Source organism: Kitasatospora sp. NPDC036755, from assembly GCF_040636595.1.
Classification (GTDB): domain Bacteria; phylum Actinomycetota; class Actinomycetes; order Streptomycetales; family Streptomycetaceae; genus Kitasatospora.
This window is the reverse complement of record NZ_JBEZUT010000119.1, coordinates 1-24,187: the sequence shown is the minus strand read 5'-3', so window position 1 is coordinate 24,187 and position 24,187 is coordinate 1. Positions and strand designations below refer to the sequence as shown.

Below are 24,187 nucleotides of genomic sequence, written 5' to 3'. Positions count from 1 at the left end.
CGCGACGGTGCGGGGCGCGGCCACCGCCGCCGTGCCCGATGCCACGGCGGTGAGGCCGACGGCGGCGAGCAGCGCCACCAGGGCGCCGGCTATCGAACGTGCGATCCGATCAGTCATCGTGCTCCTCGTACGGGTGGGGAGCAGCGCGGACCGGCCGATCTGACCAATTTCTCATGGTCTGACCAGCCGGTTTTCCCATCCGCGCCTAGTATGCTCCACTGAAGTTCTACAGCGGTGTAAAAGTTTAGCGACGGGCCGTGCCCGGATCGGCTCCGGCCCCGGGCCGCGCGAACCCGCCGCCTTTCGACGGGGGCGCGCGTGGCAACTGTGGAGGATGACGACGTGTCTGGCCGCAAGAGTTCCCCCGGGGCCGAGAATTCGCCGCACCGGGCGGGCGGACGACGGGCGGCCGGCCGGAGAACCGGTCGGAACCAGGACAGTACGGGCACAGCGGACGGCCGTCCGGCGAGCCGGGCCAGGAAGAAGCCCCAGCGCAGCACCAAGGAGAAGGTGCTCTGGGTGACGGCCGGCTGCACCGCCCTGGCGATCCTCGGCGGCGGCGCCCTCTACTACCGGCTGAACAGCAACATCAGCACCTTCGACGGCGACGCCCTCAGCAGGGACCGCCCGGAGGCCGCGGCCCCGGACGCCCAGGGGCGCACCCCGGTCAACGTCCTGCTGATCGGCTCGGACAGCCGGGGCAACGGCAACAGCGACCTGGGCGGCGGCGGGGACGGCGGCGCCCGTTCGGACACGGCGATCCTGCTGCACGTCTACGCCGACCACAAGCACGCCGTCGGCATATCCATCCCCCGCGACTCCCTGGTCACCATCCCGCCGTGCAAGCTCCCGAACGGCAAGTGGACCAAGGAGCAGAACAATGTGATGTTCAACAGCGCCTTCTCGGTGGGCGACAGCGACCAGGGCAACCCGGCCTGCACCCAGAACGCCGTCGAGAAGCTGACCAACCTGCGCGTCGACCACACCATCGTGGTGGACTTCAGCGGCTTCGCGTCGATGACCAAGGCGGTCGGCGGCGTCGAGGTCTGCCTGCCCGCCGACATCCACGAGGGGGACCTCAACCCCAACCTCGGCCGCAAGGGCAAGCTGATCTTCCCCAAGGGCAAGCAGAAGGTCGAGGGCCAGTCCGCGCTGGACTACGTCCGGGTGCGGCACGGGATCGGCGACGGCTCCGACATCGGCCGCACCAAGCGTCAGCAGGCCTTCCTCTCCTCCCTCATCAAGGAGGTCAAGTCCCGCGGCATGGACCCGACCACGCTGCTGCCGCTCGCCGACGCCGCCACCAAGTCACTGACCGTCGACCCCGGCCTCGGCTCCGCCGCCAAGCTGCTCTCCTTCGCCATGGAACTCAAGGACGTCGACCTGCACGACATCAAGTTCCTGACCGTGCCCTGGCGTTACGAGGGCCCCCGGGTCGCCCTGGTGCACCCCGACGTGGACCAGCTGTGGGCGGCCCTCAAGGCCGATCGCACCATAGACGGCCAGGACGCGAGCGCCCCGGCCGACGCCGGCTCGACCCCCGCCGCGACTCCCCCCGCCGCCCCCGCCGAGACCGCCCCGACGCCCGCCCAGGACGCCAAGGCCGCCGAGGTGAAGGTCTCCGTGCTCAACAGCACCGGTGAGACCGGGCTCGGCGGCCGGGCCGCGGAGACCGTCAAGGGCGCCGGCTACACCGTCACCACCGTCGGCAACGCCGCCGGCAAGCCCCGCGGCACCACCGTCGTCGAGTACGGCAGCGGCGAGCGCACCGCCGCCGAAGCGGTCGCCAAGCTCTTCCCCGGTGCGACCGTCCAGCCCGGCGGCCGCGGCATCAGCGTCGTCCTCGGCCACGACTTCGCCGCCGCCAACCCGGCGAGCCCCACCGCAGCGGCCCCGGGCGGCGCCGCCACCGCACCGGCCCCGCTGCCCAGCAGCATCAGCGGCAGCGCCCGCTCGGCCGACGACGACCCCTGCGCCAACCTCTCCTACGGCTGAGCCGCTCCCCCGCCCGCACGACGGCGGGACGCTCCCGGGCCGATCGCTCCGGGGGCGCCCCGCCGTCGGCGTGGCCGAGGGGGTGTCAGCGCCTCGTCCCGCAGGACGGGCAGAACGCGGCGCCGTCCGGGACGTCCCGCTGACAGCCCGTGCACTGGACGGGCTGCGCCAGCCGGAAGCCGCAGCCCGGGCAGAACGGCGTGCCGTGGGTCTCGGTGTGGCACTGCGGGCAGACCAGCTGGCGCGGCGTGTTGACGTCGAACCCGGCACCGGACTGCTGCCCGGCGTTGTACGCGCGCTCGGTGACGCTGTCGTTGAGGCCGCGGCGCTGGGCCGCCACCGCCTCGGCCGCGGTGTCCGGGGCGCAGGTGTGGCACAGGCCCTGGGCCGGGTCGAAGCAGCGCCCGCAGACGTAGTGGGTGCACCGGGCACAGCGGTTGAAGTGCGACTGGGCGTTGCCGATGGCCCGTTGGAAGGCCGCGTCCCGGGAGGTGCCCCAGGTCTGGCCGGCCAGCCCGTCGGCGGCGTTGCTGATGGTGTTGGCGTTGCCGCCGATCAGGTTCCAGGCCGCGCTGACGCCCTTGCCTATCCAGCCGGCCATCTGACCGGTCCGGAACGGCTCGAAGGCGGATCGCCAGGTGTCCGAGCACCGGGAGCAGGAGAACTCGAACTGGAAGCCCGCGCCGGTGCCGTGCTGCTCGCACAGGTCGCGGTAGTTGTTGCTGAAGTAGATCTCCGAAGTCACGTCGTCCCCGGTCGCTAAAGGGCCTGTCAGCGGTCGCTCCCAGGGACGATAGGGCCCGCTGATCGGTTCCGCCAGGATTTCTCCGCTCGGCCCGTTCAGAGCCCGGAGACCGGCAGCAGCAGCACCCGTGCCGGGTCGAACCGCTGCCACAGCGCGGGCTGCCCGCTGCGGCCGATCCGCAGCCGGCACCAGCGCTCCCCCGTGTCGTCCTGCCACCAGCCGCTGATCCGGCCGAGCGCCCAGGCTCCGCCCCCGAGGTCCACCTCGACCGGCTGGTAGACCCATCGGACGTCCCGGTCCGCCGGCTCCGCTCCTGCCGGAGCGGCGGCGCCCGCGGGACTGCACTGACTCTCCATCACGGCTCCGCCTCCCGACCCGGACCCGGCCGCCGGACGCCCGCTCGGGGCGGCCCGGCGGCCGGGGGTGCAGCTCACCTCTCGAACTCTACAGGCGTGTAGAGACCGGTGGGAGGAATTCCGTCGAAGACGATCGGCCCCGGCCGGCAGCCGGGAGAACGGGGCGCACGGGCCTCGACGGGCTCCGGCGGGACCGAAGCGGTCTCAGCGCGCCCTCCGCCCCGACACCCTGCCCGACACCGCCTCGCGCGCCGACCGCCGCCGCTGCCACAGGGCCAGCGGCACGATCCCGGCCAGTGCGGCGGCCGCCGGCGCCGGCGGCTCGTCGACCGGCGATCCGGCCGCGCCCGCCGCCCCGGCCGGCACCTTGTCGAAGGTGCCCGGAACGGGCAGGGTGGACCAGTCCGAGACCGGCCAGGCCACCACGAAGGCCCGGCCGACCACGTTGTCCACCGGCACGAAGCCGTCGCCGGTCTGGTTGTGGTGCCAGCGGGAGTCCCGCGAGTTGTTGCGGTGGTCGCCCATCACCCACAGCTTGCCCTTGGGCACGGTGACGGTGCCCACCGGGTCGTCGTCGCAGGGCGTCGCGCCGGGGAACAGGTACGGCTCGTCCAGCGCCATCCCGTTGACCTTCAGCGGCGCGCCCGCCTCGCAGTCGACGGTGTCCCCGCCGACCGCGATGACCCGCTTGATCAGGTCCTTCTCGTCCGCCGAGGGCATCAGGCCGACGGTGCTCAGCACCTTCTGGACGGTGCCCGACACGGAGCCGCCGGAGTCGGTCGGCACACCCTCCAGCCAACCGCCCGGATCCCGGAACACCACCACCTCACCGCGCTCGGGCTCGGCGCCGAACCAGGGGGTGAACTTGTCGACCAGCACCCGGTCGCCGATCGCGAGGGTCTGCTCCATCGAGCCGGACGGAATGGAGAAGGCCTGCACGAAGAAGGTCTTGATGCCGAGGGAGAGCAGCAGCGCGATCACCACGAGGATCGGCAGCTCCTGCCAGAACGGGCGCTTCTTCCGGGGACGCCCGGCCTTCTCCTCGGACTGCCCCGGAGCACCGGCCGCCCCGGGAGCGGCGCCGCCCGCGCCCTCCGTCACCGCGGTGCCCGCGCCCGGCCGCGCCCGGCGCTCCGGCCCGGCCTCCCCGCGTTCCCCGGCTCCGCCGCTCTCACCGGACTCCGCGCTCTGCTGCACACTCATCTCCTCGGCCCCTCCGACGGCCTGGCGGGAGCCGGTACGAAGACCCCCTGTCAGGAACGAACCTACCGAACAGAGGTTCCCGGGCGTGCCCTGACGTGGATGCGCTCGCCCTGCGGACCGAACAGGCTCAGGAACTCCACCGGCTGCGGCCCGGCGTTGCCGAAGGCGTGCGGGGTGCGGGTGTCGAACTCGGCGGCCTCACCCGCCGCCAGCACCAGGTCGTGGGTGCCGAGCACCAGCCGCAGCCGTCCGGACAGCACGTACAGCCACTCGTAGCCCTCGTGGACCTTCAACTCCAGCTCCGGCCCGGCGTTCCGGCCCGGCGGCACGATGTGCTTGTAGGCGTGCAGGCCGCCCAGGTGGCGGGTGAGCGGGACGATCGTCTGGCCGTTCCTGGTCACCGGGCGCGGGTGGATCCGCGGGTCGCCGGTGGCCGGGGCGCCGACCAGCTCGTCCAGCGGCACCCGGTACTCCCGGGCCAGCGGAAGCAGCAGTTCCAGCGTCGGCTTGCGCTGCCCGGACTCCAGCCGCGACAGCGTGCTGAGCGAGATGCCGGTGGCGGCGGCCAGTTTGGCGAGCGTGGTGCCGCGTTCCCGGCGCAGCGCCCGCAGCCTCGGGCCCACCGTGGTGAGGACGTTCTCGAACTCTTCGTCGGCCATGCCTGCCATTTGCCGGTACGGCAAGGCTGCTTGTCAATCCGGCACACGGGTGAGGCCCGGCCACCATCCCCACGGGTCACCTCCGCGGCTCCCGCCTATCCTCCCGTCATGCGCATCCTCCTCACCCGCGACAGCGTCTCGGCCGGCGACGACACCGACGCCCCGCACACCGAGGCCGTCACGCTCCCCGACGGCCTGGGCCTCCCGACCGCGCTCACCGCACTCGGACTCCCCCGCCCCCGGCTGCCGTTGATCGGCGGCGGCCGGGCCACCTGGATACTGCGCGGCGAGGACGGCACCGCGCTCGCCGTCCTCGCCCAGCAGTGGCCGCGGCCCCGGCCGCTCCCGGCCGGCCGGGGCCCGCTCGACCTCCCGGCCGGAGCCGACGGCACCGTCCGGCTGCACCTCGAGTACCGGCGCCAGCGGGATCCGGAGGCCGAGTACCGGCTGCTGTCGGCCGGTCAGGGCCGACCACGGCCGGCCGGGGCGCGCCGAGGAACCGGATGAAGGGCCCGGATTCGCGCATGGACCGACGCCGAGTCGTCACCGCCCGGTGAGGAACGGGCGCCCCGTCGAGGAAGCCGCCCCGGAGCCGCCGCCTACAGCCAGTCCCGCTTCTTGAACACCAGGTACAGCCCGGTGCACACCAGCGCCATCAACCCGATCGCGAACGGGTAGCCGAAGACCCACTTGAGCTCCGGCATCGTCTCGAAGTTCATCCCGTACACCGTGCCGATCAGCGTCGGCGCGAAGAGGATGGCCGCCCAGGAGGAGATCTTCTTGATCTCGTCGTTCTGCGCGTGCCCCGCCTCGGCGAGCTGCTTCATCTCCTCGTTCTGCCGCTGCGAGACCAGCGTCGCGTTGACGGTCAGGATGTTCTGCAGCATCTGCCGGAAGCCGTCCACCCGCTCGGCGGCGTAGGTGGCGTGGTCGGTGACGTCGCGCAGGTAGCGCTGGAGCTCGTCGTCGGTGCCGTACTTGCCGAAGCCCGCCTCCAGGCTCTTCATGATCTCCAGCAGCGGACGGGTGGCCCGCTGGAACTCGATCACCTCGCGGGACAGCTCGTAGATGCGGCGGGAGACCTGCGGGTCGCCGCCGAACACCTCGGTCTCGATCTCGTCGATGTCGTGCTGGAGGCCGGCGATCACCGGCGCGTAGCCGTCGACCACCGCGTCCAGCACCGCGTACAGCACCGCCTCCGGGCCGAGCGCGAGCAGCTCCGGGTCGTCCTCCAGGCGGCGGCGCACCGCCGACAGGTCCGGGGCCTGGGAGTGGCGGACGGTGAGCACGAAGTCGGGGCCGACGAAGAGGTGGATCTCGCCGAAGTCGACCTCCTCCGCCTCGTCGAGGTAGCGGGCGGCGCGCAGCACCACGAACAGGGTGTCGCCGTAGCGCTCCAGCTTCGGCCGCTGGTGGGCGACGATGGCGTCCTCGACGGCCAGTTCGTGCAGGTTGAACCGGTCGGCGGCCTCCAGCAGCTGCGCCTCGGCGGGCCGGTACAGGCCGATCCAGGCCATCGTGCCCGGCCGGCCGGGCAGGTTGCGGTAGATGTCGGCGAGGTCGGTGGGTGCCGCTATCCGGCGGCCGTCCCGGTAGACCGCCGCGTCCACGACGGAACGTTCCAGCGTGACCGGCTCGGCGGGCTGGTCGGGGCGAGGGTCCATCGAGTGCTCGGGCGCCGGCTGGGTGTCCACGGGCCGGACGACGGAACGGGAGAACGGACGCTTGCTCGCGCGCACGGCGCGCACACGCCAGTCGGACATGGCGGGAGACCTCCACGGGTGGGTGCCCGGCCGCCGTACCGGAGGACGACGGACCGGAGGCGCCCGGCCGGCCGCCACGCGCACGGCGCGACCGGCGGCGCCTCGCCGGGAGGACGAGATCAGTGCCGCGCGGGAGCCGTACGGGAGGAGGTGTGCCGGGGGCCGCGAGTGGTGCGGGACAACCGGGGGCGGGGCCGACTTCGACCCGTACTACTGCACTCCACGGCTCTCACCTCCTCGCCTCCGCGCGCTCGCGCACCGGGAGAGGCGCCAGCACAACCCGGCCGAGTCTAGTACCCGCACGACCCGGATTCCGACCACGGCCGCGCCACGGGCCGTGTCCACCCCTCGTTCCGGCGCTCCGTGCGCGCTCCGTCCTCGCTCCGTCCTCGCTCCGCGGAACGCCGGGCACCGTCCCGCGCGACGCCAACGGACCTGCCGGTCAGGCCCTTTCACCCGGGCGAACCGATCACGGAGCGGCGGTCACCCCACTACGCTACGTGTCATGACTTCTTCGGACAGGGCCCCGGGGCGGGGTACGGCGGTGGTGATCGGCGGCGGACTGGCGGGGCTGACGGCCGCGTGGGCGCTGCGCGGGTTCGCCGAGCGGATCGTCGTGGTCGAGCGGGACCGGTACCCCGCGGAGGCCGAGTTCCGGGCCGGCGTGCCGCAGGGCCGGCACGCGCACCTCGTCCTGGAGGCCGGACACCGGCTGCTGGAGGAGATGATGCCCGGCATCAAGCGGGAGCTGACGGCCGCGGGCGCGCGGCGGGTGACCGCCTCGGACGTCAGGTGGCTCTGCTCCGCCGGCTGGCTGGCCGAGTACCCGGCGCGGATGGCCTTCCTCTCCTGCACCCGGCCGGTGCTGGACAAGCTCGTGCTGGACCGGGTCCGCACCCACCCCGCGATCGAGTTCCTGGAGGGGACGGACGTGGTCGGGCTGCTCGGCTCGGCGGCCGCGGTCACCGGGGTTCGGGTCCGCGAACGCGGCCAGGAGCGCGGCGAAGTGCGGGAGATACCGGCGGAGTTGGTGGTGGACGCGGCCGGCCGGTCGACCTCGGTGCCGAAGTGGCTCGCCGAACTGGGCTGCCCGCCGGTCCCCGAGGAGCGGGTGGACGCGGGTGTCGCGTACGCCTCCCGGCTCTTCCACCGGCCCGCCGGGTCCGACCTCGGCGACCGGGCGATCTACCTCCAGACCAAGGCCCCGGACGAACGGCGGATGGGCGTGCTGCTGCCGGTCGAGGGCGACCGGTGGATCGTCAGCCTCGCCGGGATGCGCGGCGCCGAACCGGGGGCCGGCGAGGAGGGGTTCACCGAGCACCTGCGCCGGCTGCGCGACCCGCTCCTCCACGAGGTGCTGCGGGACGCCGAACCGGCGGGCGAGGTACGCGGCTTCCACCCCGGCCCGGGCGTGCGCCGGCACTACGAGCGCAGCTGCCCGGACGGTCTGGTGGTGGTCGGCGACGCCGCCGGCACCTTCAACCCGGTGTACGGGCAGGGCGTCACCGTCGCCCTGTTCTGCGCCAGGGAGCTGCGCCGCGCCGTGAAGCGGCACGGCGGCATCGGGCACGCCACCACGCGGACCGCGCGGCGCGGCGTCGCCACCGCGTCCGCGATCCCGTGGATGATCTCCTGCGCCGAGGACGCCCGTTTCCGCGCCACCACCGGCGCGCCCGCCGGCGCCGCGGTCGGGCTCCAGCACCGCTTCTTCGACAAGGTGCTGGCCGCCAGCACCCGGGACCCGGCCGTCACCGCGGCGTTCCACGAGGTGATGTCGCTGGTGGCGCCGCCGTCGCTGCTGTTCCGGCCACCGGTGCTCGCCGCGATCCTGCGGGCCTGACGGGGCCCGGGCGTCACTCCCGGAGGAACTGCTCGCCGAGGTGCGCGGCGACGTACGGCAGCGCCACCTGCTCCAGCCCCCGCCGGCCGAAGGCGGGGTGGACGTCGACCTCGAAGACCACCCCGCCGCTCTCCGCCACGAGGTCCACCGCGGCGAGGTCGAGCCCCAGGGAGGCGGCCGCCGCGACGGCCGACTCCGCGAGCCCGTCCGGCAGTTCGGTGTAGTCGAGCTGGGTGCAGGCGGCGCCCCTGCTCTCCTCGCAGGGTGCGTCCGGATCCGCCTGGACGTGCTCGACCACCCGGACCACGCGCCCCTGCAGCACCACGACCCGGTACTGGTGGCGGCGCCCGTCCGGGAGCAGGTTCCGGGCGTCACGGACGATCAGCCAGTCCGCGCCGGCCCGAGCGAAATGCCGTACAGCGGCGTCCAGTTGGGCACGGGTGGTGATGTGGAAGACGTCGCCGCCGCCGGTCCCGACGCGGGGCCGGGCCCAGACGTCGCCGCCGAGGGCCGCGAAGGCGTCGGCGGCGGTCTCCGGGCTCGGCCCGGAGAGCGCGATGCCGGGCAGGTGCGGCACGCCGTCCCGGGCGAACCGGGCGGCGGTGAGGTCCCTCTCGGTGGCCGCCCGCCACGCCTCGGCGCCGATGCCCAGCGAGCGGGCGCCGAGGGCGCGCAGCCGCCGCTGGCAGTCCTCGAACGCGCGGCGCCGGTGCGGCGGGACCTCGTAGACGATCACCGTGTCGGCGACCACCGAGCGCCCACCCGACTCCAAGCGGAGCCCTCCCCCGTCGTCGGCCTCGATCCGGCCGCCGCCACCGGCCAGGAAGTGCCGGGCGTCCAGCTGGACGGGCTCCCGCCCGGTCAGGATCCGCGCGGCGGCGGCGAGCACCCGCCGACTGCCCTCGGTCGAGCTGTGATCGGTCAGGAGTACGAGGTCGCGTCGGGCCATGCGGACATGCAAGCGACGGCGCCGCGGCCACGACAAGGCGGCCCCGTGCGCCAACCGCCTCGGACCGTGTCCGAAACCCCGCCGCCCGGCCTCCCGCATCCCCTCGCCCATGCCCGTGCCCGTTAATTCGGGTGCGCCCGCTCCGCCCCGCGCGCTACCGTTCCCCCATGTCCACGCCCCGAATCTCCTAGCCGACGGACCCGCTTCCACGCCACCCGTCTGTCCGCTAGCCGTTTCGGAGCGTTCTCCCGTGATCACCACCCGTGGTGTCGACGTACGCGTCGGTGCCCGCCTGCTGCTGTCCGACATCACCCTGCACGTCGCCCCCGGCGACCGGATCGGCCTGGTCGGCCGCAACGGCGCCGGCAAGACCACCCTGCTCGCCACCCTGGCCGGGCAGCTGGCGCCCGCCGCCGGCACCGTCACCCGGACGGGAGCCGTCGGCTACCTCCCGCAGGACTCCCGCGCCGCCGACCCGTCCGTCACCGTCACCGACCGCATCCTGTCCGCCCGCGGCCTGGACGCCGCCGTCCGCGCCCTGCGGGCCGCCGAGGCGGCGATGGCCCGGGCCGGATCGCCGGCCGGGGAACGCCGGGCGATGGACGCGTACGTCCGGGCCGAGGCCGGCTTCCAGGCCCGGGGCGGCTACGCCGCCGAGGCCGAGGCGGCCCGGGTCGCGGCCGGCCTCGGCCTGCCCACCCGGGTGATGGACTCCCCCGTCGGCACGCTCTCCGGCGGTCAGCGCCGCCGGGTCGAACTGGCCCGCATCCTGTTCGCGGACCACGGCACCCTGCTGCTGGACGAGCCGACCAACCACCTGGACGCCGACTCCGTCGCCTGGCTGCGCGGCTTCCTCGCCACCCACCAGGGCGGGCTCGTGCTGATCAGCCACGACGTGGGGCTGCTCGCGGAGACCGTCAACCGGGTCTTCCACCTGGATCCGCAGCGGGCCACGATCGACGTCCACAACACCGGCTGGCAGGCCTACCTCACCCAGCGCGCCGCCGACGAGCGCCGCCGGACCCGTGAGCGGGCCAACGCCGAGCGCAAGGCCGCGAGCCTGCACGCCCAGGCCGACCGGATGCGGTCCAACGTCGCCACCGCGACCACCGCCCGCAGCATGGCCCGGCGGGCCGACCGGATGCTCGCCGAGCTCGAACCCGTCCGGCAGGCCGAACGCACCGCCCGGATCCGGCTGCCGGAGCCCGCCCCGTGCGGCCGGATGCCGCTCGGCGCGATCAGTCTCGCCAAGTCCTACGGAGGCCGACCGGTGCTGACCGGCCTGGACCTGGCCGTGGACCGCGGCAGCCGGCTGGTCGTGCTCGGCCTGAACGGAGCCGGCAAGACCACCCTGCTGCGCCTCCTGGCCGGCCGGGAGACCCCGGACTCCGGCCGGGTCGTCCCCGGCACCGGCCTGCGGCTCGGCTACTTCGCCCAGGAGCACGACACCCTGGACCCGGCGCTCAGCGTGCGGGACAACCTCGCGGCGGCCGCGCCCGGTCTGACGGACGGCGAACTCCGGCACGTGCTCGGCGCGTTCCTCTTCCGGGGCGACGACACCGACAAGCCCGCCGGGGTGCTGTCCGGCGGCGAGAAGACCCGCCTCGCCCTGGCCGCCCTGGTGCACTCCGGCGCCAACGTCCTGCTGCTCGACGAGCCGACCAACAACCTCGACCCGGCCTCCCGCACGGAGGTCCTGGCGGCGGTCGGCACCTACCCGGGCGCGATCGTGATGGTCACCCACGACCCGGGCGCCATCGAGGCCTTGCGGCCGGACCGCGTGCTCCTCCTGCCGGACGGCGACGAGGACCTCTGGCACGACGCGTACCTGGACCTGGTCGCACAGAGCTGAGGTCCGGCGCACTCCGCCGACGTCGCGGATGTGCCCGCCACCCGCGGGCACGTCCGCCGTCCGCCGGACCGCCCGGACCGCCCGGACCGCGCGGCTCACCTCCGAGTCGGGCGGGAAGGCCGGGAAGGCCGCCGGGAGGACCGCCAGGAAGGCCCGAATATCCCTCACGTTTGACTTGCTACAATCAGCCCGCTCCAAGCCGCGACGAACCCGACAAGAAAATTCCAGGAAAAATGGCCCACTCTTTCGCCCGCCTGTCCGGATTCGGCGTATCGATCACACCGAAATCCCCGTACACCGTCGAACGGGCGGGAGGTTCGGAATCCGATCTCTCCGTGACCCGTCACGCGCCGGGCTCCGCCCGCCGCGGGGTCGACCTCCAGGGGTTCCCGGACAACGTCGAGGCGCGCCTGGTCGGAGTCGGATCGCTGGACGACGTCATCGAGGTCGGGAAGGGCGGTTCACAGCAGGCCTGGCTGATCGAGACGACAAGCTACTCGAGCCCCTGGCCCGCGGGATTCGCCCTTGATTCGCCGCCCCCGGGCGACAACAGCGCGCCGTTCTATCTCTTCGGGGACAATTCCTCGGTGATCTACATCCAGGGGCCCGTCCGGGCGCGTCGCGCGGAACGCCTTTCCGCAATGGCCGCCCCCGGCCAGCGGGTCGTTCGCGAGGCGTCCACGGAAGGCCTCGACCTCGTCGAATTCGGCTACGAATTCGAGGGCGCGGAGTGGCGGCAGATACTGATCCGCACCACGCTGTCCGCGGACTCCTGCGTCGTCGTCACCACGCAGGCACCCGCGACGGAGGCCGCCCGCGTCGCCGCCGCCGCCGAGGCGATGGCGCTCGGGGTGCGGGCGCCCCTTCTGCCGTGACCACCTCTTCCGGAAAGGGACCCGCATTGTCCTCGATCGTCGATGTGGCCCGGCTGCTGCCGGACGTGGAGGCGCTCCGACGGCATTCCATCGCGCTCGCGGCCTTCGACATCATCCGCGAGCCGGAGAACGCCTGGGCGCGCGAGCACTCGTTCGAGCCGCTGTGGCGTCCCGGGCTGGAAGCCGCGGTGCTGGAGGGCGGTGGCGACGGCTACTTCATCGGTTTCTGCGAGCAGGGCGCCTTGCTGATCGGGTTCGACCACGAATCCCCGATGAGCCCCTACGCCGCCGACCCGATGCGGACCTGGCCCGGAGTCCTCGACGAGGTTCCGGACAGCCTCTCGTGGATCCTGTCGGAGATTCCCGAGTTCCTGGACGACGATGCCGTCCTCGCCACCAGCTGCACGTGGAGGTCCCGTTCGGAACCGTCGTGGAACACGGGTTCCGGCCTGCGGTTCCCGCCGTCCCACTCCGACCCCGACGGGGCTGCGGTGATCCTCGACGAACTCACGCGGTTCGAACCCGGTTTCCACGTTCCGCGGCTCGGCCTCGCTCCGACGGGTGAGGTCGCCGCGGCTGTTCGCGGTGTGCTCGACCTCGCGGGCCCGGTCGAGCGGTTCGCGGCGGTTCTGAACCCGGGCTGCGACGTCGCGGCGGTGGCGTCGCAGCTGCACGCCATCGGATATCCGTAGTCACGCGACCGACCCGCCTCCCCTCCCCCGCCGCCCGCCCGCCCGGGAAGACACCCGGGGGAAAGCACCCGGGGGAAGGCGCGACGGGAAAGCCCGACGGCAATGCACAGGGCCGGCCATCACGTCCGTGATGGCCGGCCCTGTGCTGTCGTCACCCCGTCATGCGGGTGCCGTCACGCTAGAAGAACCACTTCTTGATCGATTTGACGGTGTTGCGCGCGATGCCACTGCCGATGACGCCGCCGACGACGGCTCCGACGGCTCCACCCACCACCGTTCCGACGCCTGGCATGATCATCGTTCCGATGGCGGCGCCGGTTTCGGCACCGTAGATGCTCCCGGCGACACCCCCGATGAAGGTCGCGGTGTCGACCACCGCCGTACTCACCTTCTCTCCCGGCGGGGCGGCCTTGACGTCCTCGACGATCGCAACCGCGCTGACCGCCAGCCCAGCCGCGCCGAGGGCTCCGCCGAGGGACACGCTCCCCCGGTCTCCGCGGGCCGCGGCGACGCGCGAGAGCCAGTTCCGGTTCCGGTTGAGCCGGTACGGCTTGGCCGGCTTGGCGCTGTTGCACGCGTAGCGTTCCCGGCAGGACATGCCGGCGCTCGGCCGTCCCCGGTCCTGGGCACTGCTGTTGCAGGCCCAGCCCTCGACGCACAGGTTCGATTCCGACAGGTTGCCGCCCTTGCTCCGGGGAATGATCCGGTGTCCGGCGTTCAGGTCCCTGGAGTCGGAGAAGTTGTAGCCGCAGCGCCAGCAGTCCCAGGTCCCGTCGGCCTTCTGGTCCCGGGCCAGGATCTGGGCGAACCTCCCGCTGACCCCGCTCACGGGCTTGAACTTGGTGCCGTCGTCACGACCGGCCGCGATGATCTGCTCGTCCGTGGCGTAGTCACCGTCGGTCAGGATCTGCTCGCCCCAGGAGGGGTCCCGGACGATGCTCCAGCCCGGGTCCGAGGTCGGCAGCTTCCCGGTCGGATCCGACAGGTTGACCGGATCGTTGTTGCTGTAGGCGTAGGAGTTCCACTGCTGTGGACTGCCCGCGTCGATGATCGGGTCGGGGCTGATGAACCGGCCCGTGGTGGGGTCGTACTGGCGTGCTCCGAGGTTGGTGAGGCCGGTGGTGTCGTCCTTGGTTCCGCCGACGAACCCCTTGGTCCCGGCCCAGGCGCCGGCCGCGGGCTGGGTGCCGCGGGCGTTGCCGAAGGGGTCGGTGCCGCGCCGGGTGACGGGCTGGCCGGCCGTCGTGTTGATCTCCACGCCGTTGGTGCCGTGGGGATCGGAGGCCTGGACGAGCACCCGTCCGCCGCCGATGGGGGCGGTGACGCGGGTGTAGGTGAGACCGCCGGGGGCGGCGATGGAGCGGGTGTTGGTCATCGAGCCGGAGGCGGTGTCGAGGACCAGTTCGTCGGTCGGCAGGTTCAGGGTGGTCCTGCCGGGACTGCGGCGGATCAGCTGGTTGCCGTCCGCGTCGTAGAGGTAGGTGGTGGCGTCCGCCTGGCCGGCCTTGGTGAGGGAGTCGAGCCTGTCCTCACCGTTCCAGCTCAGCGTGGTGGTGCCCGCCGCGTCGGTGACGGAGGTGGTGCGGCCCTTGGCGTCGTACTGGTAGCTGACGGTCCTGCCGCCGGCGGGCCCGGCCGTGGTGGAGGTCAGCAGGGCGTGCGGGCCGCCGGTTGCGCCGCCCGTACCGGCGGAACCGGTGGCCGTGTTGACGGCCCGCGCGGCTCCGAAGGTCTGGGTGGTGACGGTGTCGTTGGCGCTGTTGCCGGTGATGTCGTGCTGGACCAGGCCGGTGCGGTTGCCGGTGGCGTCGTAGGAGTAGGTGTTCCAGTAGGGCGCGGGGCCTCCGACCGTGCTGGCGCCCGGTCCGGTGACGGCGGGGCCCGACGCGTTCCGGCAGGCGCCGGTGCCCGGGACGGCGGTGGAGCTCCCGGTGCCGTGCACCACGCCGGAACTGTCGGTCCAGTCCGCGGTGGTGGCCGTGCCCCCGGTGTCGGTCCAGGCGCCGGTCAGCCGTCCCAGGTAGTCGTAGGCGAAGCACTGGGTGTCGGTCGCGGCGGCGTCCTGGACGTCGGTGACGGAGGAGATCCGGCCCGAGGGGAGGTACGTGTAGCTGGTCTGGTCGACGGAGGTGGTGCCGAGCTGGCGGTCGAGGAAGGAGTTGATCACCCTTCCGGTGGCCCAGTCGTACTGCTGGGTCGACACGACCTGGCTGCCGTACTGGCCCACCGTGGTGCGGGTCGGACGGGCGAGCGCGTCGTACGCCATCGCGGCGACCACGGCCTTGCCCTGGCTCATCGAGGAGGTGAGCAGGCCGGTGACGGTGCGCCCGTAACTGACCGTCTCGGCGGGCAGTCCGCCCGCCGCCGGAATGGTCAGGGTCTTCTGCGCGCCCAGCACCGGGGTGTAGCTGTTGCTCGCCGTGTAGGTCCCGGCGAGCGCCCCCTCCGCGGCGGGAACGGTGATGGAGTTCCCGGTCGGCCGGTACGCGGTGTCGTACCCGGTGACGGCCTTGGTGTAGGCCGACCCGGAGGCTCCGCCGACGTAGCGGGTCGAGGCGGTCGGCTCCCCCTTGAGCAGCGTGTCGTACGTCCAGCCGGCGAGTTGGTGCGCCGGTGCGACGCTGCCGTCGAACAGGCCGGTCTTCCGCCCGAGCAGGTCGTAGCTGTAGGCCAGGGTCGTGCCCCTGGCGTCGACGGTGTGGTCGACGCGGGAGTCGGCGTCGTAGAACGTCCGGCTGGTGCCGGTGTCCGGGTCGGAGGCGGAGACCTGCCGCCCGCGGAGGTCGAACGTGTAGCTCCAGCTGTTGCCGCTGCTGTCGGTGCGCCGGGCGGCCAGGCCCGCACTCGTGTAGGCGTAGCTGGTGACGTCCGCGTCCGCGGCGTTCCCGGTCGCGGTGGGGGTGCGGTACTGCCAGGTGGCGACGGTGCGCCCGCGGGCGTCGGTCACGGTCGAGGCCGGGTTCGCCCCGGCGGGCGGCGTCACGTCGGTGCGGTCCGCGCCCGGGTAGGCGGTCGTGGTGCTCCACTGGAGGTTGCCGTAGGAACGGGCCTCGGTGCGCACCACGCGCCCCTGGCCGTCGTAGGTGTTCCAGGTCTGACCGGGCACCTGCCCGTCACCGGACGGCACGAAGACCGACTCGCCGGGGAACGAGGACTCCTCGTAGTACGGCGCGGACGTCTTGATCACCCAGCCGTGCGAGTCGTACACGGTGTCGGTGATCAGGCGCCCGGTCGGCTTGGCGTCGCTGGTGCGCTGGCTCTGCCGCGGCCGGGCCAGGCCGTCGAGGAGGTCGACGACCGCCGAGTACCCGTTGTCCTCCCGGATGGACTCGGTGGTGACCGTGGACGGCCCGCTGGTGCCGTTCACCTTGTACGTGAACTTCTGGCTGGGGTTCTGGTCGGTGGGCCGGTCGGGCGCCCACACCTTGGTGACGCGGCCCAGCGCGTCGAACTGCGCGGTGGTCACGCGGTCGTTGACGTCCCGGCTGGCCAGCACCGAGCCCCTGGCCGGGTCCTGGGTGACCGTGGTGGTCCAGCCGGTGCCCATCGGCCCGGTCGTGCTCACCTGGGTCGGCAGGGCGCCGGTGGCCGGGGTGAAGGCCGTCGTGGTGACCGCCCGTGCCTTCTGCGGACCGTTGACCTGGTTGCCCGAACGGTCGTAGGCGGACCCGTCGGTCGTCGACGTCGTGAGGACGCGCCCGTAGCCGTCGTAGGTCGTGGCGCCGCTGTCGGCGTAGACGGGGTTCCCGTTCGCGTCGTAGCGGTCGAGCACCTGGGTGCCGGTCACGTCGCCGGCGGCGCCGGCCTGTCCGAACGGCTTCCCGTCGTAGAGGAACCGCCCGCCGGACACCGTGTTGGCCCCGGTCGGAGCGGCGTCGCACGAGCCCTGGACGGTGACCGTGCCGGAGACGAGCGTGGAACGCTGCGGGTTGGGGTCGGTCACGTAGTCGGTCACGGTGCAGGTCTCGGGGGTGGCGGCGGTGCCGTCGCCCCTGTCGTCGACCTTGGTGACGCGGTTGCCGTGGGCGGGGTCGCTGGTGGTCACGGTGGAGACGGTGCGCCAGCTGCCGTCCGCCAGCCTGGCCTTCGTGGCCGCCGTGACCTCCGAGGACCCGTACCGGGCGTAGATCTTCGGCGCGCCCGCGCCCTGGACGTGGGTCGCGGTCGTCTGCTGGCCGTTGTAGGTGCTTCCGGTGACGGTCTGGACGGTGCCGCCGGCCCTGTCGAAGCCCTCGGTGGCGACGGTCCGTCCGCTGAGCCAGTCGCTGTCGGTCACGCTGCCGCCGAGCGGACTGGCGACCTGGACGCTGCGCTGGGTCCCGTTGGCGAGGTAGTCGCCGTCCATGCCGCGCAGGTAGGTGACGGTTCGCTGGGTCTTCGGGGCCTCACCGGGATCGGCGTTGCCGTTGGTCGTGGTGACCGACTGGTAGCCGCGGAACTGGCTCCAGGTACGGGTCTTGGGGTCGATGAACTCGGCGTCGTTGCGGTGCCAGGCGGCCCCGCCGTTGTAGGTGTACTCGGTGACCATGCCGGTCGAGGGGCTGGACACCAGGTCCTGGACGGTGACGGTCCTGACGAGGGGCTTGTTGAACCAGTCGTTGACCGGGTCCGGTGAGGACTGGCCGGGCAGGTACCACTTGACCGGCATGCAGGCCATCGTGTTGGAGTCCTCGGACGCCGGCATCCGCTTGTCGACCCGCGAGCACTCGGGGCTCGTGTAGACGACGTTGACGCGGCCGCCCGTCTCGGTGGTGACGCCCTGCAGGCGCGGCCGCATGAACATCGGGGACGCGGGCACCAGGCCGTCGACCCGGTTGGCCATCATCACGTAGGTGAACTGGACGGCCGGCACGCTGGCCGGCGTCTGCCCGTTCGAGCCCGTGCGCTGGACGGAGTCCAACCGCAGGGTGCGCTTGGTGCCGTCGCCGGGGTCGGCGAGCGACTGGGACAGCGCCCAGGTGTCGACGTCACGGTACGCCGAGTCGACGAGCACCTTGGTGGTGACGGACGTCAGGCGCTTGGTGGTGAAATAGGTCGGCGCGTAGTTGGCGCAGGTGCCGGTGCCGGAGCAGATCTGGTCGATCGGCACGTCGGGCCAGGCGTCCGCGTTGGCGGCGGTGCGCTGGGCCTCCGTGCAGGTGATCGTTCCGGACGGCTGGCACCGCTCGGTGGTGCCGAAGACGACCTTGGCGGCGGGGTTCGCGGTCCCCTTGGCGGCCTTCTGCTCGTCCAGGCGCTGCCCGTAGCCGATCTCCTTGAGGTAGACGGCACGCTGGTAGTCGGTGAGGGTGCCGTCGCCGAAGTTCTGGGCACCGCCGCGGTTGTACTTGTTGCCTTCGGTGGCGTAGGTGTACGTCGTCAGGTTCCCGTGGGGATCGACCACGTAGTCCAGCTGCCAGCGCCAGGCCATCTGGCACCACGAGGCCTTGCCCGTGGCCGCGTTGTAGCAGGGGTCGCCGCTGTTCGGCGAGTACACCGGCACGCTCAGCACGGAGTTGGCGGCCGGGTCGCTCCCGTCACCGCCGGGCAGGTGGTTGCGGCCGAAGTAGTACTCGATGCCGTCCGGCGTGGTGATCCGCCAGTACTCCGCGTCCCGGTGGTCGACGTCGCCGGCCGCCCTGGGGGCCCCGGTGAGCTGCTCGATCTTCGAGCCGTCGTCGTCCTGGAGGTGCCACACGCCGCTCGCGTCGTCGCGCACGATGGTGCCGGAGTGGTTCCCCAGGAACAGGGTGGCGTTCTGGCCGCCCCAGCACTGGTCCGCCGAACCGGTGATGCCGGCCTTGTCGCAGCTCTTGTAGGAGCGCTCGATGAAGCCCGGCTCGTAGTCCCAGCCGTCGCCGATCCACGAGGACTGGGAGTTCGTCGCGGACGTCTTGCCGTCGACCGCAGCCGAGTTGTAGCCCAGCGCCACCGTCGGCGCGCTGCCCGCGAGGGCGGGCGGCAGCTGGATCGGGTAGCTGTAGGTGAAGTTCCCCGCGTTCGACCCGGCCGACCACTCGGCGGACGGGGAGAGCGGGGTCGCGGTGTAGGTGCCGCCGGCCCCGGACGGCGAGGGCGCCGCCGCCAGCACGACCGGGCCGCCCGCATCCGTCGCCCCGACGGATGCGGGTACGGCGCCGGTGGTGTACGGCTCCTTCACGGCGCCGGTGGTGTACGACGCCTTCACGGCGCCGGTCCGGCCGGGAGCCGCCGCCGGCGCGGCGGGAAGTGCGAGGTCCGCCGTGACCTTCCCCGCCGCGGCGTCGATCGTGGAGGCCACCGGTGTCCTGGTACGGCACTCGGCCCGCTCGGGGGTGGTCAGCGCGCAGGCGGGCAGCGTGACCAGCGCGGCCCGGTCCGACCATCCGGCGCCCTGGAGCGCCTTGAGGTCGAGCGTCACCTTCGCCGTGCGGCCCTCGCCGCCCGCCGGGCCCCCGGCATCGGTCAGTGCGACCAGCGGGCCGGGGCTCCCGGCCTTCCGGCCCTTGTCGGCGTCGGTGACCTGGACGGTGACGGTGTGCACGCTCTCGCCGTGTCCGGTTCCGGGTGCGACCGTCACCGCGAGGTCGCCGGCCTTCGAGCCGGTCGCCCCGCCGGAAGCGGGCGACCCGCCGCCGGTCGCCTTCCGTGCGGCCTCCGCCTCGGCACTGTCGGCTCCGACCGTGACCGTCGTGGTACCGGTCACCACGGGCTGGGCCGGCTGCGGCTTCCAGTCCTCGGGCCGGCTCGCCGGAGTGGCGGCCGGCGGCCGCACGTCATGCCCGGTGACGGTGGGCGTCTTCTCGCCCAGCGGCGTCGTCGGAGGCGTCCAGACCTCGCCCTCCGGCGTGGGGAACGTCCACGCGGCCGCGGGCGGGACCGCTGCTCCCGTCATCGCCAGGGCGAGGAGTGCCGCCACCGCGGGTGCGTGCCACCGGCCCCCCGCTCGTTCTCTTGCGGCCCGTATCCGGGCAGGCCAAACCCCCACAGGAGGTCCTCTCAGTTCATCGACACAACGTCATGCGGACATGGCCACGCCATGGTTCGAGCGCGACACTAGAGGGCGGCCGGAGGGGGCTCTTACCAGATCACCCATCAACTGGGGCGATCTTTATAAAATCCTTACATTAAGATAGGTTTAATTCGGGCACATGGGACCGACGGCGCCCGGCGTTTGACGTTTTCGCAGGTCACGGCGCATCGTTCCGTCCCGAACACCGCTCGCGCATGGAGCGGACATCTCGAAGGAACAGCACCACCCCCATGAACTCCACCTCGTCACGGCGACCGGGCGGCACACGCGCCCGAAGGCCCCGGCACGCTCCCGCACGCCTCGCGACGTTCGCCCTCACCACCGTCCTCGGCCTGGCGTCGCTCGGCGCTCCCGCCGCCACCGCGGCCGACCCGACACCGCCCCACGGCCCGTCGGGCGGGATCAAGCCCGTCGTCCCCAACGGCCCGGACCCCGCCCGCACCCACGAACAGCAGGCCGTGCTCAACGCCCGGGCCCAGGCGAAGAGCACCCGCAAGCCGGTCGTCGTCGACGCCCTCACCACCGGGACGTCCAGGACGACGGCCAACCCTGACGGCACGTTGACCAGCACCGACAACGCCCAGGCGGTACGGACCAGGCAGAACGGCGCATGGGCCGACCTGGACCCCACCCTGCGGCCGAACGGCGACGGCACGCTCAGCCCGGCAGTCGCCGGCACCAAGCTGACGTTCTCGGGCGGAGGCGACGGACCGATGGCCACCGTGGCCACCGACGACGGCAAGAGCCTGGCGATCGGCGCCCCGTTCCCGCTGCCCAAGCCCGTCCTCGACGGGGCGACCGCCACCTACCGCGACGTCCTGCCGGACGTCGACCTCCAGCTGACCTCACTGCCCCAGGGCGGCTGGCGCGACGTGATCGTCGTCCGCACCCGCGCGGCCGCCGAGAGCCCGGCCCTGAAGTCCCTGACGTTCCCGCTCTCCGCGCACGGCCTCACCGTGACCTCCGACGCGAACGGTGCCATCACCGTCGCCGACGAGAGCGGCACCGCACGGTTCCGCGCGCCGGCGCCGCTCCAGTGGGACTCCAGCAAGCCCGCCTCCGGGGTCGCCGCTCCGGCGGAACGCTCCTCCCGCTCGACGCCCCGCACCGCCCTGGCCGCGGATCCTTCCGCCGTTCCTTCCGCCGTAACTTCGGCCGTAACTTCGGCCGTTCCTTCCGCCGCTCCTTCCGCGGCCTCCTCCGCACCGGCGGGCGGACCGTCCGGCATCCCGTCCAGCGCCGAAGAACCGGGCGACGGCGCGAACGTCGCGGCCATGGCCACCAAGGTCACCGCCTCGGCCATCGAACTGACTCCGGACCAGGACTCCCTCGGCTCGGGCAGCGGACCGTGGTACCTGGATCCGTCACTGATCGCAGCCACCAGCTCGGTGCAGGGATCGGTCGAGGTCCAGGAGAACCACAAGACGGCCGAGAACTTCAACAAGAAGTCCAACCTGGCCACCGGGTACTGCGGATACCACAGCAGTGACCCGAACCTGGACTGCGGCTCCGAGGGCCGCCAGCGCGCCTACTTCCAGTTCGGCATCAACCCCGCCCTCTACACCGTGCCGAACGGCGCCCAGAGCCCTCCGACGATCTCCAGCTCCGTCCTCAACGCCCAGGTCACCAGCGCCTCCAGCCCCGGCACCAACACGCCCTTCGTCGTGTACTCGGCCCCCAGGCCCATCCACGAGCACACCAGCTGGAACGACCAGCCCTGCGGCACCAACGGCAACCTCGTCATGGAGAACTGCCCGGCGGTCAACGGCCAGTGGCTCACCGGCACCGGCCCGCTCGCCATCGACGTCACCGGCATGATGAAGCAGGCGGCGGCCGAGCACTGGCCCTGGTGGACCGTCGGCATCGCCCCGCAGAGCAGTGAGTGGGACAAGAGCTACCGCCACAACATCGGCAACAACCCGAGCATCACCACCACCTACGACATCACCCCCACCGTCTGGTACCCGCGCACCAGCCCCGCACCGGGCTTCGCCGCCAACGGCAGCACCGCCGAGTGCAGCAGCGGAGGCGCCCACCCCTGGGACAACCCCGGTTGGGTCGGAAGCAATCAGACCATCTGGCTGACCGCCAACAGCTGGTCCCCCGCCGGCCAGAACCTCTACACCGGCTACCACATGTGGGACGACAACGACCCCAACTTCAGTGCGGTGCCGGGCTCCTGGGGAGGGACTTACAACGACCCCGGCCCGTCGGTCAGCGTCGGCTCGCTGTCCGACGGCCACCAGTACGGCTGGGTCGCCCGCGCGACGGACGAGATCCTCACCTCGCCCGACAGCGCCTGGTGCTACTTCCGCGTCGACAAGACCAACCCGCGGGTCAGCATCAGCTCGACCGACTTCCCGCCCTCCGGCACCCCCAACCCCAGCCCGGCCAAGTACATGAACGACTGGGGCAGCTTCTCCATCAACGCCGAGGACCCCGCGCCGGGCCCCGGCCTCCAGGCCTCGGGCATCGCCTGCGTCCGGGTGAGCACCGACCCGACCCCGGTCGTCGGCTGGCGCTGCGGCCAGAGCGGAACCTCCTCCCCCGGCCAGCCGTACGGCTTCCAGCCGCGCCAGTGGGGCACCAACACGCTCTACGCCTGGGCCATGGACAACGCCGGCAACTACAGCCAGCCGGCCGTCTACAACTTCTACGTCCCGTGGAAGCCCGGCACCCAGCCCCTCTTCGGTGACGTGGACAACGACCAGAAGCCCGACCTCGTCACCCCCGACCGGAACGGCGACCTGCGCATCATCGGCGGCACCGTGGACCCGTCCACGTCCCTCGCCGCACCGGCCGCCGCCGCCCCCCGCAACCGCGAGTTCGGCGTCACCTGGTCCGACTACCAGATCAGCCACCACGGCACCCTGCGCGACGGCCAGGCGGTCGACCAGATCATCGCGCACAACACCACGAACCAGGAGCTCAAGAAGTACCTCTACGTCGTCACCAACGACGGCACCGGACGCTACGACACCATCACCCCGGGCGTCGTCACCCGGCCCAGCGCGTGCGAGACCATCGACACCCACGCCGCGTGCCCGAACTGGCAGGCCAACGGCAACTGGGCCAACGCCGTCCAGACCGTGGCCATCGGCACCCCCGAGGGACAGGCCGTCGGGAAGGACCCGGTCGACACCTCCAAGACCGTCATGATGACCCGCACCTCCATCCTGTCGGTCGAGACCACCGCCTCCGGAACCAGCCTGTACCTCCTCACCCCGGGCCTCGCCGACGACGTCGACGACACCGCCAAACTGATCCCCACCGTCGACGGCGCCTCCTGGGCCGACTACGAGATCCTGAACCCCGGAGCGGCCAACGGCGCCACCACGGTTCCCGGCACCACCGACACCACCTACCAGGCCACCGTCTGGGCCCGGCACCGCACCAACGGCAACATCTACGCCTACCCGATCACCTGGAAGAAGGACGAGTACGGCGTCCCGACCGTCGACTACACGGCCCTCACCAAGCCGGGCAGCGGAGTCCCCATCCTCACCGGAGCCGACTGGACCGTCTCGGCCCAGCCGCGCGTCGGAGCGGCGGACCTCAACAACGACGGCTACCCGGACCTCTGGGCCATCAACAACAGCAACGCCATCACCGCCTTCCCCGGCAAGAGCGGCACGGGCGCGAAGAGCAAGGTCGACGGGTTCGACGCCTGGCAATCCCTCGGCTACGCCGACGCCAGCGTCTCCGTCCACCCCAACAGCGTGAGCTGGCAGTGCATGGACGCCGTCAACGGCCCCCGCAACGGCGCCGAGGTCGCCATCTACGGCTGCTGGAACTCGGTCAACCAGCGCTTCAACTTCGCCACCGACGGCTCGGTCCGCGCCGGCAGCTACTGCCTCTCCACCCAGGACAACGGCCTCGGCAACGGAACCCGCGTCGTCCTCTCGACGTGCACGGGCGCCACCGGCCAGAAGTGGAGCGTGCGACCCGACGGCCGCATCTACCTGCCCGCAACGGTCGACGCCGGGAACCCCGGAGGCCGGTGCCTGGAGCTGCCCGCCTGGGCGACGGACCAGGGCACCCGCCTGGGCATCTGGAACTGCCCCGGCTTGCAGGCCAACCAGCAGTGGACCATCAACCCGGAACGCACCCCCTGACGCGTCACCGGAACCCCAGGGGTTGCTGAACGTCGGGGCCCGGCCTCACCCCCCGGCCCCCCCCCGGTTACCCGCCCCAAACCGGGCCCCGGCCCCCCCGCCCCCCCGCCCCCGGGCCCCCCGGTGGTGCGGCCCCCCCCGCCCACCGGGCC

Annotated in this window: 14 protein-coding genes; 7 read left to right on the top strand and 7 right to left on the bottom strand. The window is 72.6% G+C overall.

Annotated features, from left to right (window positions below; all coding sequences use genetic code 11):
- The first annotated feature begins 510 nt into the window (after window positions 1–510).
- Window positions 511–1,995 carry an LCP family protein gene (locus AB0E96_RS19430; protein ID WP_359825091.1) on the top strand — a complete coding sequence of 495 codons (1,485 nt, stop codon included), beginning with the start codon at window positions 511–513 and terminating at the stop codon, window positions 1,993–1,995.
- Window positions 1,996–2,080: 85 nt separating this feature from the next.
- On the opposite strand, the gene AB0E96_RS19425 is transcribed toward AB0E96_RS19430, so the two are convergent.
- The 4 genes from AB0E96_RS19425 to AB0E96_RS19410 all read right to left on the bottom strand — a co-directional run bounded on the left by AB0E96_RS19425 (window position 2,081) and on the right by AB0E96_RS19410 (window position 4,958).
- A complete protein-coding gene (locus AB0E96_RS19425; RefSeq protein WP_359825088.1) occupies window positions 2,081–2,740 on the bottom strand; it encodes a zinc ribbon domain-containing protein in 660 nt (219 codons plus the stop codon).
- Between the two features lie 95 nt (window positions 2,741–2,835).
- Window positions 2,836–3,099, bottom strand: coding sequence for a hypothetical protein (locus AB0E96_RS19420; protein WP_359825086.1), 264 nt, complete (start codon window positions 3,097–3,099; stop codon window positions 2,836–2,838).
- 201 nt (window positions 3,100–3,300) lie between these two features.
- The gene (gene lepB / locus AB0E96_RS19415) at window positions 3,301–4,299 is read right to left on the bottom strand and encodes a signal peptidase I (protein WP_359825084.1); all 999 of its coding nucleotides are present in this window, start codon (window positions 4,297–4,299) and stop codon (window positions 3,301–3,303) included.
- A 62-nt stretch (window positions 4,300–4,361) separates the two neighbouring features.
- Entirely contained in the window at window positions 4,362–4,958 is a 597-nt protein-coding gene (locus AB0E96_RS19410) for an XRE family transcriptional regulator (RefSeq protein ID WP_359825081.1), read from the bottom strand.
- Window positions 4,959–5,066: 108 nt separating this feature from the next.
- Here AB0E96_RS19410 and AB0E96_RS19405 point away from each other — a divergent pair, with 108 nt between their 5' ends.
- Window positions 5,067–5,465 (top strand): hypothetical protein, encoded by a 399-nt coding sequence (locus AB0E96_RS19405; RefSeq protein WP_359825078.1) that lies wholly within the window; start codon window positions 5,067–5,069, stop codon window positions 5,463–5,465.
- 92 nt (window positions 5,466–5,557) lie between these two features.
- Here AB0E96_RS19405 and AB0E96_RS19400 read toward each other — a convergent pair whose 3' ends face one another.
- Entirely contained in the window at window positions 5,558–6,721 is a 1,164-nt protein-coding gene (locus AB0E96_RS19400; protein WP_359825075.1) for a magnesium and cobalt transport protein CorA, read from the bottom strand.
- A 505-nt stretch (window positions 6,722–7,226) separates the two neighbouring features.
- Here AB0E96_RS19400 and AB0E96_RS19395 point away from each other — a divergent pair.
- Window positions 7,227–8,561 (top strand): FAD-dependent monooxygenase, encoded by a 1,335-nt coding sequence (locus tag AB0E96_RS19395; protein ID WP_359825072.1) that lies wholly within the window; start codon window positions 7,227–7,229, stop codon window positions 8,559–8,561.
- 13 nt (window positions 8,562–8,574) lie between these two features.
- On the opposite strand, the gene AB0E96_RS19390 is transcribed toward AB0E96_RS19395, so the two are convergent.
- Window positions 8,575–9,510 (bottom strand): alpha-L-glutamate ligase, encoded by a 936-nt coding sequence (locus AB0E96_RS19390; protein WP_359825070.1) that lies wholly within the window; start codon window positions 9,508–9,510, stop codon window positions 8,575–8,577.
- Between the two features lie 250 nt (window positions 9,511–9,760).
- Between AB0E96_RS19390 and AB0E96_RS19385 the strand changes: the two genes are divergently transcribed.
- The 3 genes from AB0E96_RS19385 (at window position 9,761) to AB0E96_RS19375 (ending at window position 12,929) form a co-directional block, all read left to right on the top strand.
- Entirely contained in the window at window positions 9,761–11,362 is a 1,602-nt protein-coding gene (locus AB0E96_RS19385; RefSeq protein WP_359825067.1) for an ABC-F family ATP-binding cassette domain-containing protein, read from the top strand.
- Between the two features lie 233 nt (window positions 11,363–11,595).
- A complete protein-coding gene (locus AB0E96_RS19380; protein ID WP_359825065.1) occupies window positions 11,596–12,237 on the top strand; it encodes a hypothetical protein in 642 nt (213 codons plus the stop codon).
- A 26-nt stretch (window positions 12,238–12,263) separates the two neighbouring features.
- A complete protein-coding gene (locus AB0E96_RS19375; RefSeq protein WP_359825062.1) occupies window positions 12,264–12,929 on the top strand; it encodes a hypothetical protein in 666 nt (221 codons plus the stop codon).
- Window positions 12,930–13,107: 178 nt separating this feature from the next.
- Here AB0E96_RS19375 and AB0E96_RS19370 read toward each other — a convergent pair whose 3' ends face one another.
- Window positions 13,108–19,806, bottom strand: a complete 6,699-nt coding sequence (locus AB0E96_RS19370) for an RHS repeat-associated core domain-containing protein (RefSeq protein ID WP_359825060.1) — start codon at window positions 19,804–19,806, stop codon at window positions 13,108–13,110.
- Between the two features lie 344 nt (window positions 19,807–20,150).
- Between AB0E96_RS19370 and AB0E96_RS19365 the strand changes: the two genes are divergently transcribed.
- Window positions 20,151–24,035 carry an RICIN domain-containing protein gene (locus tag AB0E96_RS19365; protein WP_359825057.1) on the top strand — a complete coding sequence of 1,295 codons (3,885 nt, stop codon included), beginning with the start codon at window positions 20,151–20,153 and terminating at the stop codon, window positions 24,033–24,035.
- Window positions 24,036–24,187: the final 152 nt, after the last annotated feature.

Excerpts from the sequence above, each read along its gene's own strand:
- lepB (WP_359825084.1), bottom strand. The coding sequence starts at position 4,299 with ATGAGTGTGCAGCAGAGCGCGGAGTCCGGTGAGAGCGGCGGAGCCGGG.
- AB0E96_RS19410 (WP_359825081.1), bottom strand. The coding sequence starts at position 4,958 with ATGGCCGACGAAGAGTTCGAGAACGTCCTCACCACGGTGGGCCCGAGG.
- AB0E96_RS19405 (WP_359825078.1), top strand. The coding sequence starts at position 5,067 with ATGCGCATCCTCCTCACCCGCGACAGCGTCTCGGCCGGCGACGACACC.
- AB0E96_RS19400 (WP_359825075.1), bottom strand. The coding sequence starts at position 6,721 with ATGTCCGACTGGCGTGTGCGCGCCGTGCGCGCGAGCAAGCGTCCGTTC.
- AB0E96_RS19395 (WP_359825072.1), top strand. The coding sequence starts at position 7,227 with ATGACTTCTTCGGACAGGGCCCCGGGGCGGGGTACGGCGGTGGTGATC.
- AB0E96_RS19390 (WP_359825070.1), bottom strand. The coding sequence starts at position 9,510 with ATGGCCCGACGCGACCTCGTACTCCTGACCGATCACAGCTCGACCGAG.
- AB0E96_RS19380 (WP_359825065.1), top strand. The coding sequence starts at position 11,596 with ATGGCCCACTCTTTCGCCCGCCTGTCCGGATTCGGCGTATCGATCACA.
- AB0E96_RS19365 (WP_359825057.1), top strand. The coding sequence starts at position 20,151 with ATGAACTCCACCTCGTCACGGCGACCGGGCGGCACACGCGCCCGAAGG.